The organism is Pseudomonas sp. GW822-FHT07A10, from assembly GCF_058798795.1.
The window spans coordinates 505,250-517,006 of record NZ_JBXAKV010000001.1; the positions used below are offsets into that span (position 1 = coordinate 505,250).

At 61.6% G+C, this 11,757-nt stretch carries 7 protein-coding genes; all 7 read right to left on the reverse strand.

Features of this window, described 5'->3' with window-relative positions; translation table 11 throughout:
* Positions 1 to 65: 65 nt before the first annotated feature.
* Positions 66 to 2,489, reverse strand: coding sequence for a glucose/quinate/shikimate family membrane-bound PQQ-dependent dehydrogenase (locus AC1RL4_RS02160; RefSeq protein ID WP_230172206.1), 2,424 nt, complete (start codon positions 2,487 to 2,489; stop codon positions 66 to 68).
* Between the two features lie 245 nt (positions 2,490 to 2,734).
* Positions 2,735 to 3,889, reverse strand: coding sequence for an alginate O-acetyltransferase AlgX-related protein (locus AC1RL4_RS02165; protein ID WP_230172208.1), 1,155 nt, complete (start codon positions 3,887 to 3,889; stop codon positions 2,735 to 2,737).
* Positions 3,889 to 5,298 carry an MBOAT family O-acyltransferase gene (locus AC1RL4_RS02170; protein ID WP_028940804.1) on the reverse strand — a complete coding sequence of 470 codons (1,410 nt, stop codon included), beginning with the start codon at positions 5,296 to 5,298 and terminating at the stop codon, positions 3,889 to 3,891. Before AC1RL4_RS02170 ends, AC1RL4_RS02165 begins: the two co-directional genes overlap by 1 nt.
* Positions 5,299 to 5,316: 18 nt before the next feature.
* Positions 5,317 to 5,991 (reverse strand): alginate O-acetyltransferase AlgF, encoded by a 675-nt coding sequence (locus tag AC1RL4_RS02175; protein ID WP_096480346.1) that lies wholly within the window; start codon positions 5,989 to 5,991, stop codon positions 5,317 to 5,319.
* Positions 5,988 to 6,656: an SGNH/GDSL hydrolase family protein gene (locus AC1RL4_RS02180; RefSeq protein ID WP_026286561.1), complete on the reverse strand. Its 669-nt coding sequence runs from the start codon at positions 6,654 to 6,656 to the stop codon at positions 5,988 to 5,990. The genes AC1RL4_RS02175 and AC1RL4_RS02180 overlap by 4 nt, the downstream gene beginning before the upstream one ends.
* 17 nt (positions 6,657 to 6,673) lie before the next feature.
* Positions 6,674 to 10,534, reverse strand: coding sequence for a cellulose biosynthesis protein BcsC (locus AC1RL4_RS02185; RefSeq protein WP_230172210.1), 3,861 nt, complete (start codon positions 10,532 to 10,534; stop codon positions 6,674 to 6,676).
* On the reverse strand, positions 10,510 to 11,751 hold the full coding sequence (bcsZ, locus tag AC1RL4_RS02190) for a cellulose synthase complex periplasmic endoglucanase BcsZ (RefSeq protein ID WP_230172212.1): 1,242 nt from the start codon (positions 11,749 to 11,751) through the stop codon (positions 10,510 to 10,512). Before bcsZ ends, AC1RL4_RS02185 begins: the two co-directional genes overlap by 25 nt.
* Positions 11,752 to 11,757 lie beyond the last annotated feature (6 nt).

Genomic DNA, 11,757 nt, shown 5'->3' on the forward strand with positions numbered 1-11,757 from the left:
GCGTGCAGACAACAAAAAGCCGCTGCCACCCTCACAGGGCGGCAGCGGCTTTTTGTTGTTACGGGTTACTTGCTATCAGGCAGCGCGTAAGCGATCACATAATCGCCGCGATCGGGTGACTGACGCGCACCACCCGCGGTGATGACAATGTACTGCTTGCCTGTTTTCGGCGACACATACGTCATCGGGCCACCCTGGCTGCCCACGGGTAGCCGGGCTTTCCAGGCCTCTTGTCCGTTGGCGGAGTTGAAGGCGCGCAGGTAGTAGTCCTGTGTACCGGCGATGAACACCAGGCCGCCCTGGGTGGAAAGCGTACCACCCAACGTCGGCATGCCGATCGGCAACGGCAGATGCATCTTGATACCCAATGGGCCAGTGTCCTGGACGGTGCCGACCGGCACTTGCCATGCGACTTTCTGGGTTTTCATGTCGATCGCGGTCAGTGTGCCAAAAGGCGGTGCCTGGCAAGGGATGCCGGCAACCGACAGGAAGCGGTTCTTGTTCACTGCATACGGGGTGCCTTTGAGCGGTACCGCGCCCATGCCGGTGTTCAGTGCCTCACCACCGGAAGAGGTTTTGGCATCTTTCTGCGCCGCAATCATCTGGATCCACAGGCCCAGACGCATGTCGTTGACGAAGATAAAACCGTGTACCGGGTCAGTCGAGATACCGCCCCAGTTCATCCCTCCCAGCGAGCCCGGGAAGCTCAGCGAGATATCGGTGCCTGGTGCGGTGTACAGCCCGTCATAACGCATTTTCTTGAACGAGATACGGCAGAGCAGTTGATCGAACGGCGTTGCCCCCCACATGTCTGACTCGGTCAGGGTTTGCGCGCCGATCGCTGGCATGCCCACCGATTTCGGCTGAGTCAGCGAGTAAGGTTCGTTCGGGATGTTCGAGGTTTTGACCGGAACCTCTTCAACCTTGGTCAGCGGCTTGCCGGTGGCGCGGTCAAGCACGAAGATCTGGCCGGCTTTAGTGCCGATCACTACGGCGGGCACCTTGCTGCCGTCGGCTTTGGTGAAGTCGATCAGGCTTGGCTGCATGGGCAGGTCGAAGTCCCACAGGTCGTTGTGGACGGTTTGGTAGACCCACTTTTCTTCGCCGGTTGTTGCGTTCAGTGCAAGAACGGAAGCACCGTACTTGTGGTTCAGTGCCGTACGTTCCACTCCGTAGATGTCGGTGGACGAACTGCCCATCGGCAAGAACACGGTGTTCATCGCCGGGTCGTAGGACATCGGTGCCCAGCTGTTGGGCGTGCTGCGCACGTAGGTGCTGCCGGCCGCCGGAGCCTGCTTGTCTTCGGGGTTGCCCGGGTCGAATGCCCAGCGCATCTCGCCGGTGACGACGTCGAAACCACGGATCACGCCACCTGGCATGTCGGTCTGGACGTTGTCGGCGACACGGCCGCCGACAACCACGGTGGTCCCGGCCATCAGCGGTGCCGATGACAGCTGGTAATAGGAGTCAGGGACGTCGCCGAGACCGGCTTTCAGATCAACCTGGCCGTTGTTACCGAAGCCCTGGCAAAACTCCCCTGTGTCGGCGTCCACTGCGATCAGGCGCGCATCGATGGTGTTGGTCAGCAAACGGCGCTGGCAGTTGGCGCCGGCCGGTATCGACACGGGTTTGACAGGTGTGCTGCCGTCAGCAGGCTGGGCGAGCGCAGCGGTAGCGTCGAAGTAGGCGATACCGCGGCAACGCTGCCAAACACGGGTCTTGGCGTTGATCTCGTTTTTCCACAGCTGTTTACCGGTGTCGGCATCCAGTGCGATGAGGTTGTTGTGCGGGGTGCAGATGAACACCTTGTCGCCAACCTGCAACGGTGTCATCTGATCTTCGGCGCCATTGCCGTCGCTGATCGCGATGTCCCCGGTATTGTAGGTCCATGCCGGCACCAGCTTCGAGACGTTGCTACGGTTGATCTGGTCCAGAGCGGCGAAGCGGCCGCCGCCTTCGTCGTTACCGTAGTGTTCCCAGTTTTTCTGCGCCTTGGCAGGTTCGACCTTTGTCAGCCCTGGGCCGTCACCGGTCGGCGAAACAGGGGCATGGGGTACGAACATACCGGCACCACCTGCAACGATGGCGACTGCCAGCACACCGCTCAGAGCGTAGCCACTGCGGCCGCTGGCCAGGCTATTGGCCTTGCGCAGATGGGGGTAGACCAATGCCACCAATAGGCTCAGCACGCCCAGGGCGAACAAGCGAGAGATCAGTGGCCAGAAATTCAGTCCGACATCGGCCAGCGCCCAAATCACGGTCAGCACCATCACCGCCGCGAACAGCCAGGCACCCTGCAGACGCTGCTTGAAGAGCAGTACGGCAGAGACGATCAAACCGAAACCGGCGAGCAGGAAGTACCAGCTGCCACCCAGCGTGGCGAGGTAGCCACCACCGGTTGCGAAGAATAATCCAAATACCAGCACACCGAAGGCGACGACCCAGATGGGCCAGCGGCTGACGGATGCCGAAGGTCGAGACTTAGTCATGTTGCATGATCCTACTGACGCATGAACGTTTGTGGGGAGGGTTAAGAGCAGTGAAGGCAAGTCTGAAAATAGTTGTTAACTATTTGGTTAATTGCGCAAAGATATCAAAAAAAGCGAGCCCTGCGACAAATTGTCATTTGCCGGAAAGGAGAAACACTGTTGCGAAGATGGTAACAATCGAGAGAAATGCCCCTGAACACACGGGGCGAGCTGGCGAAGATTGCCTTCAGCCAGGTGTGATTGGCCTACCGCAAAGAGCGATAGGCAATGGGGTCGACGTACGCCGATTGCAGGTCCCGCTCCGGGATTTCCCAGATGATTTGCTTTGGCGGCGTTTCTTTGGCGGCCGGGTTGCTGAGGTAGCTGTTTGCAGCGCCAGAGAACGCTCCACCGTCTTTGGCGAAGTTACCCACGGGGGCGCCCAGTGCCTGCTGCAGAAACCCTGCGAAGTTGGAGTTGCGTGAGAATGAAGTGCCGATGAGCGCGGTGTTGGGGAGGTCGGCATCGCCAAAAAGGTCTGCCTCAGTGTCAGGGTTGGCGGCTGACGCAGCGGGAAGTTCGTGGGTGCTGGTTTGGGCGACCATGTCGGGTGCGGGTTGCCATTTGAGCGGCAGCCAGTCGATGCCCGCCAGATGGACCAGATCGCCAGGTCGAACCGCGAGCGGGGCATGATGCTCGTTGAACGACCTGCTTGGCGTGGCGCTGATGCCCAGGGTCTTCAGGCGCTGTGTGATGGCATCGGCCGCCGCCTTCGCGCCGGATTCGCTCCAGTGCGTATCGGTGCGCAACCAGGCACTGGCCCCCAGTGGCGTCAGCGCAGCGGTCAGGTCCAGATTCGACACGCCACCCGCATCCAGCTTTGAGGTCCAGGCCTGGATGCGTCCTTCGAGAGCAGCTGGGCGGTGCAGTGTGCAACGCTGCTCGGAAGCGATGCGGCTCTTGTCTGGAACGATGACCACCAGCAGGCTGATACCACGCTGGGAGAGCTGCTGCTTCAGGTCAATCACGGCCTGGGCTTTTGCATCGGCATTGCGCTGCGCTTGATGATTAACCTTGAGCTCATCGGCCAAAAACAACCAGCCAGGACAGCCTGAGCGAACCCTCGGCCCGGTGTCGTTCAGGAGCAGCCAACTGACTCCGCGCTCCAGCTCGGCGAAGGTCGTGGGGAGGTGAGCGTTCGACAGTTCCTTGGCGAGTCGATGAGTGATATCGCCATCAAGAATCTGCGAGGTCAGCACTTCACCGGGTAACAGTGAGATCTGCCCTGAAACGATCAGACGGCCAGAGGACAGCAGTCCGACGAACAGGAATATCAGCAGCGCCACGCCTGCCAACCGACTGCTGCGAATCGCCAAATCATCTGGCTGAGTAGGGAGCGGGGGAGGCTTTAGGGTTGTCATCAGAATTGGAAGTACAGGAAGGGTACGGTTTCGCGACTGGCGATCAGTGCGAACGACAGCATGAAACCGGCGATGGGCCAAAGGGCGGTGGTGTGGAGCAATAGGCCGCCCAGTCGTTTCTCACAGTAAGGGTGCAACAACGGTGCAACGACACCGAACACCCCCAGCAAACCCGCAAGGCCGTGTACCGGGCGTAGGGTCGCGGACAGTTCGTCACCGAGGGCAATACCTTGCAGCCCGAACTGTCCGGCATACAGGCTCAGCGCGCTGTGAAAGTCGGGGGCGCGGAACAGTGTCCAGGCCAGGCAGACGAACAGCAGGGTCAGCCCATGGGAAAACACTGGCTGTAACGGGGGCAGGGTAGAGCTGTTCCAGACACGATTCACACACAACGCAATGCCATGGGCGCTGCCCCACAGCAGATAATTCCAGCTATCGCCACCGTGCCAGAGGCCGGCGATGGCCATGATCAGGAACAGGTTGCGATAGGTTTTCCAGGTACCGTTGCGATTGCCACCCAGCGAAATATACAGATAGTCACGCAGCCAGCTGGACAGCGACAAATGCCAGCGGCGCCAGAAGTCCTGGATGCTGTTGGCCAGATAGGGACGGTTGAAGTTCTCGGGAAAGTGGAAGCCCAGCATCAATCCAAGGCCAATGGCCATGGCGCTGTAGCCGGCGAAGTCGAAGAACAGTTGCAAGGAGTAGGCAAGGCAGCCGATCCAGGCGTCAGAGAAACTTGGGTTCTGCACATTGAACGCCACATCGACCACCGGCGACAGGGTGTCGGCCACCAGGACCTTCATGCTCATCCCGACCATGAACCGGCGTGCGCCCAGCGAGAAATTCTGCCAGTTGAAGTGACGCTGATTCAGCTCACGCCGAACCCAGTCATAGCGAATGATGGGACCGGCGACCGAATGGCCGAACATCGAAATATAGGTGGCGTAATTAATGAAGCTGCGTTCGGCCGGCACGGTACGGCGGTGTACATCCACCAGATAGGAAATCGCCTGCAAGACGATAAACGATAGCCCGGCCGGCATGATGACTCGCTGCCAGTCCAGCGGCATGGCGCCAGACCAGGCAAGGGCATCGATCAACGTACCGGCGACGATGTTGGCGTACTTGTACCAGCACAGCACCGCCGTGTTGAGCACGATCAATGTCACGAGTAGCCGCACGCGGCCCTTGTCTTTTTCCCGCAAGGCGTCAATCAGCAAGCCGCCGGCCCACGCTGTGATCGTCAGCACCACATGCACTGCGAGGAACCGAGGGCTCAACCAGCCATAGAACAGCCAGCTGCCGATCAGTAACGTGACGTTGCGCCAGGCGGCTGGGCACACTGCATAGCTGCACAAGAACAGCGGCAGGAACAACGTCAGAAACTCGAGAGAGGCAAAAACCATGGTGGTGGTGCGATCCGATCAGTGGGCCAGGACGTCAGTCGCGAGCAACAGGTGCGGGCCATTTGCACCAGGTAGCAGCACAACACTGTAGCGTTCGCCGGCCTTGAGCTGGCCGAGGTCAAGTGGGGCGCCGACGTTGGTTTGGGCGCAGACCAATTGAACCGACAGGCTGACCGGGTTGATCGCTCGGCGTTGCACGCTGCCGTCGGCCACCTCCTTGAACAGGTCGGTGTTTTTCCCCGCAGCACGCAAACCGGCCTGGGTGCACGCTGGATCGGCGCTGATAAACGCCAGCGAGGCTCTCAGGCTATTGAAATCGTCGGGTTGCTCACGGATGACGACCTGGCGGATACCTTTAGCGCTGTCTGGCAAAGCGATCACACTGGCGAATTCGCCTGCTGCCACCTGGATGTCCAGCGGCTGGCTTTTGCCGTTGCGTTCCAGGGTGCCCTTGATCGGCTGGTTGGCGGGCACGGGCAGGTAGTCGGACACGGCATTCGAACCCGCGAGCCTGAGGCTGGCCCGCGAGCCTTCGGCCAGCAGCTGCAAGGGGCGGTCGGCGGCGTTGATAAAGCGCAAGAAGGCCGAGTCCTGATCCGGGCCCGTCGGGTACAGGGCAATGTCGGCGGCCTGGGCGTTCAGGCTCAGCAACAAGGGCGCGAACAGCGCCCAGCCACATGCGGATCGAGTCATTTGCCGGCTCCTGTGCTGCTGACAGTGTCGGCGGGCAACTTGGCCAACGCACCACCAATCGCAGTGCCCCAGGCTTGATAACCGGCGACGGTAAAGTGCTGCCCATCAGTGGTGATCCACTGCCCGGGTTTGGAGAACGTCAGCGAATCGATGTAGGTGCAAGGCGCCACGTTCGCGGCTAAAAACTGCGACATCAACTGGGTACGGGCATCATTCTTCTGGTACATGCCACCGGCTTTGCCCCAGGCCGGGCCTACCCAGGCACAACGGGTCCCGGTGGCCGCGATAGCCTTGGCCAGGCCGGTGACGCTTTGCCATGCCCAGGCCTTCGGAAATACGGGCTTGTCATAGGACGCCATGGTGTCGCCGATGACCAGTACCACCAGGTCGGGCTTGTCGGCGGCGATCAGGTCCTGGATCGGTGTGGTGGTGGCGTCACGGCCCTTGATCACCATCTTGTCGTTGCCTTTGCGCTCGGCACCGCAGTCGACCTTTTTACTGATCAGCCAGTCGCCGGCGCTGGCGCCACAGGCACCGATGGAGTGAACCAGGGCGCCTTGGCGAGTCAGGTTGTCGTGCAGCGGCTCCAGCAAGTGGTCCGCGAGGCTCATATGGCTCTCCCCAAGAACAAGGAGCGTCAGGCCGGCAAGGGCAGAAGTGGGCATCGGAAACTCCAGAATGATCAGTTGGAATAAGGTGAGGCGTACGGACTGACCGGCAAGCTCATGGGGCCGCTGATGTCCTCGAACAGGTAACGCAAAGACAGGGCGCCGCTGAATTGTTGGTAGTCGTGGGCGTTGTCCAGGCCCAGATTGGCGCCCAGCAGGAAGTTCGAAGCGACCTTGTATTCAGCGGCCGCGGCGACGCTGTAGCCGATCCCGGTTTTGTTTTGCCCGGCGTAACGCAGGCCCGAGGCCGCCTGCTGGGCTTTGTCGGTCGGGAAATAGTCGACACTGTCTTGCTCGAAATGCTGCACGCCGACCGAGCCCTTGACTTGATACGTCAAGCGCCCGGTGCGTTGTGCCCAGGTCACCGGTACGCCCAGGGCGAAGAACGTCTGCGGGCTGAAATAGCCGCCGTGGCCATAGGTGAAATAGTCCTGATTGTTCGCGTAGCTGATGCCGGTCATGCTCAGGCCGACGGTCAGCTTGCTGTCCGTTGCATTTTGCAGGTACCAGTAGACACCGCTGCCCAGTTCACTGCGGCTGTTGGATTCGACATGGTTGCCCAATAGCTGGTGCCAGGAGGCGTAGCCATAGGCGCCGACTTCGTTGTCGTCATAGCTCAACTGGCCGCGCCCGCCGTTGGCGGTCACACCGCCCCAGGACTGCCCGCTGCGTTTGTCCGTGGTGCCGGCAAACGAGGTGACGCTGTCAGTCACCGGACGCCGGGAAACGCTCACCCCATAGCGGACATTAGAAGAGTCGCTTATGGGGCGATCAACGCTGATGCCGCCCGTGGCAGTGGTGTATTTGAAACCGAGCGGGGTGGTGCCGAGATCGGCCTTGAGCCCATCCGCGGGCCGTTGAATAGCGACGGAAAGACCGACACCCTCGGCTTTTTGCGAGTCGGCGCCTTCGCTCTGCGCACCGCTACCGAAGCGCTGCAGTGCTTCGCCGCTGGCACTGCCGGCGTTCAGCGAGACCGGTGTCACGCGCAGGGCGACGCGGCTTTCATCCAGCGGGATATTGATTTCCAGCGGCGTTTCAATATCGGTCAGTTTGCTCAACCCCGACTCACTGTTGTTGCTGCGAATGCTCACGCCCTGGGTGACGTAGGCACTGCGCTGCTGAAGGATTTTATTCAGCGCCAGTTGCGCGGGGCTGATGTCTTCACTCACCAGTGCTGCGCGCGGCAACTGCGACTCGAATGGATTGCTCGCCTGCTGGGGCCTTGGCAGGGCGTCGATGCCAAAAGGGCTGTTAGACCTCACGCCGCCCGGCATCTCCTGAGCCGGTGGCGGGATCGCTGCCAGCAAGGCGTCGCGACTGACCTCGCTACGTGGCCCCGACACCCCCGCAAAAGGGTTGGGCGCCACTGTCGAACCGGCCAGTTGGCCGCTCTGGTTTCTGCGTTTCTCGCTCTGCTCGATGGCCACTGCCTTGCGCAGCAGATCGGTCGCCGTGCCGGTCTTGCCCATGTTCTGGTAGAGACGTGCGGCCTCGGTCAGCGTTTGAGGGTTGCCGGATTCGGTCTTGAGCAGCTGTTGCAGTGCCTGTTCGGCAAAGCCTGTGTCATGTGCCAACACCGCCGCATCGGCGGCACCCAACAGCAGCTGTGGGTCGTTTGGTTGACGCTGTAACAGCGGTTTGTAGAGTTCGAGGGCTTTTGCCGTGTCGCCGTTGGCCGAATACATTCGCGCCAGCGCCGCGACGGCGGCGCTGTCACCGGGACGTTGCGCCAGTGCGGGCGCCAGCGTGTCATAAGCGCTGGCCAGATTGCCTTGTTCGCGTAGATGGTCAGCCTGGCGGATGCGATAGAGATGGAGCAGGTCGTCGAAACGCTTGCGAGTCGGTGCGTTCAAGGGCTTGTTCTGAAGGTCGCGCAGAATCTCGTTGACCTGCGCGTCTTCTCCGGACTCAAGCAGGACCGCCGCGTATTGCAGGATGAAGTCCGCCGAGGGCGCAGCGGTGTGTTGCAACTGGCCGCGCATGAGGGCCAGCGCCCGGGTCGGCTCGCCGATGTCGACATAGGCCGAGGCCAGACTCGCCGTGCGATCTGGACTGTTTTTGGTCATCGGCTGAATACGATCGAGCAAGGTCAGGGCTTCCTGACGCTGTCCGCGCTTGCCCAACCCGATCGCCTGGCTGAGTTGCAGGTTGAGGCTGACATCAGCGGCCAGTGCTTCCATGTCCGGGGTGCGCTGGTCGGGGCGCAAGCGTCCCAAGGTTGCCTGGGCGGCTTTCCACTCACCCATCTGGACCGACAGCAAGGCGCTGACGTAAAGCGCATCGGCATTGTCGGGGTGGGCCTGGAGCATGGTGTTGATCAGGTCCCGAGCCTTTTGCGGTTCGCCCATTGCCAGGTTCAGGCGGGCCAGGGCGAAACGTGTCCAGACGTTGTCCGGTTCGTAGCGCAGCGCGTCTTGCAAGGCGTTACGCGCAGCGGGCAGGTCGTTGCGTTGTTCGGCGAGGGCGGCCAGTTGCGTCGCGCGCAAGGCTTGCAGGCGTGCGGACTGGCCGGTCTTTGCCTGTCCGGTGGCTGGCAGGCTGTTGATCAGTTGCAGGGCTTCATCGTTCTTGCCGCTCTTGAGCAGCACATTGACCAACCCTTCCTGTGCTCGAGGGTCGTCGCGGCGCAGATTCAAAACTTGCCGATAGTTGCGCTGCGCGTCATCGAACTGGCCCGCGCTGGCCTGAATATCCGCCAGGGCGAGGAGAGCATCCGCCCCGTTTGGATTCTGCCGCAGCGCCTGGTTCACCAAGGCCTGTGCCTGGGCTGTCTGGCCTTTGGCCTGGGCATCGCGGGCTTGCTGCAACGCAGACCAGTAGCGCACTTCGTTCAGTGCCACTTGCCAGTGGCTGCCGTTGTGTTGTCGCGTGGCCTGACCCAGGAGCTTTTCCGCTTCGGCCAGTCGCTGTTGCTGCTGGCGAATAACCCCAAGGCCGCCGAGCGCGTCAGCGTCATCGGGCTGGGTTTTCAAGCGTGCTTGAAACGCCTGCTCGGCGGTGGCCTGATCGCCTGCTTTGAGCGCCTTCAGACCGCGCGCGACTTCGGCGGGCGGTTGCCATTCCTTGCTGGCCGTCGTTGCCGCCTGTTGCTTGCCCTTGTTCATCTGCGCGCGGATTTCCACGTCATCCGGATGCGTCTTGAGGTACGCCTCGAACAACGGCACTTGTGCCGGATTGGGCGGACCGATCCAGGTCAGCGCCAGGCGCCAGCTTTCGTCGGCATCACCGGCAATGTCGGTACGCTGGGTCAGCGCGGCCAGTGCACGAATGCCCTCGGCACGGCTGTCTTCACGGCGAACCAGATGCTTGGCGTAAAACAGCGCGACGATCGAGTCGTTGGGCATCTCGCGTTGCAGGCGCTGGAATCCGCTGCGTGCTTCAGTCCAGTCAGCCTGATTGAAGGCAAGGTTGTTGTAATACTCGCGGCCGATCGTACCTTGAGGTGGGCGGCCATCGAACAGCGAGCGAAACACGGCGGTCGCCTTGTCACGCTCACCGGCATCGACGAGGCGCCGAGCCTCTTCCAGGCGCTGCTGGTTCTGCGGTTGGGCCACGCCGATGTCCTGCGCCAATTGCAGAGCCTGCCGAGGCGTTGGCTGGATGGCTTGCAAGCGGGCGAGGTATTGCTGCGCCTGTTGTGGCTTGCCCTGTTGCACGCCGATCAAGCCCAGGCCATAGAGTGCGTCAACCTGGACCGGGTCCAGCAGCAGGACTTTCTGCCAGACTTCCGCAGCGCGTTGAGGGTTGTTGTGCGACTGCCAGTACTGCCCTTGCTCGACGAGTAACGTCTGTGGCGTCGGACTTTGAGCGTGTGCAGCCGCCGTCCAGGCGCTCATGACGGCGATGGCTAGCGTGCGGTGGTGCGCGTGCATGCGGTCTCCCAGGAGAGTTTCAGCGTTCCGTCTTCCCGGAATCGGTAATGTTTATCTGCCCAGCCGAGCGCGAACAGGCTAAGCATGAAGTTGTAGTAACGCGGCGGACTGGCGTCGGCATCAGGCCTGGCCAGCGCCTCTTGCAAGGCGAGCTCCACGCGCTGGCGTTGTTGATCGGCCAACCGGGGATGCCCCTTGGCCTCAAGGTAGGGAATCAGTGCAGCCCAGAATCCGAACGGGCTCTGACCCTGGACACTGCCGTGGAGAATCCGGACTGTTTCCGGGGGGGAACCCGTCGCGACAGTGCTGCGAGCCATGCCGTCCAGCCGTTTGAGCAGGAGCGCTGCCAGCGGTTCGGAGGTGTCGCTCATGCCCAGCCAGAGGTACGCGCGAATGGCATCGTAGCTGCCCGTGTCGCCGTTGATCGGGTCGCTGACGAAGACACCCGATTGCGCTGAAGTGCCTTGATAACCGACCCAGTCAGCGACAAAACCGTGGTGGCTTGATTGGGCAATCATCGTCGCGGTGTTGTTGGCAATCGCTTGCCAGGGCCCGTTGGGAGCTTCCTTGGCCAGCCGCCGTAACAGTGGCAGTGGCAGGTAACTGGGGTTCAGGCGCCAGAGAGCATCCGGCAGGACGAAGCCCTGTGGTCCAGGCAATACCATCGGACCCAGCCCGGGCAGCGTGACGACCAATTGCGCTTCAATCGTCGCCATCAGGTGCAGGGCATCCTGGCGATAGTCTGACCGATGCCACAGGCGTGCGGCTTCGAGCAGGGCGTAGGCGATCCACAGGTCGGCGTCGGCAGCCGAATTGGCGTCCTGCAGGCGCCACTGACCGTCCGTGCCTTGCCCCCATAACCAGCCTGGCAGGCGAGTGGCGGTGGCGGAGCCTGCGAGGTTGGCTGATGTCCAGCGCCAGAGTTTGTCAAAGCGTGCCTGATCGTTGCCGATCAGTGCGAAGAGCATGCCGTAGGATTGCCCTTCAGAAGTGCTGTGATTGTTCTCCAGGCTCGATTCCAGAACCCGGCCGTCGGCCTGGACGAAGCGCGTTGCATAGGTTTGCCACAGTGGCCAGGCCGGCAACTCACAGGGAGTTGTAGCGGCTATCGCAGGCACCGGCAGGGCGAGCGCAAGCACAACGCTCAACCTGCGCGCGTTATCGCGCAGGCATTGGCGAAGTGAAACTCTCGGGCTGCTCATGGACGACACAGGCATGCGCGG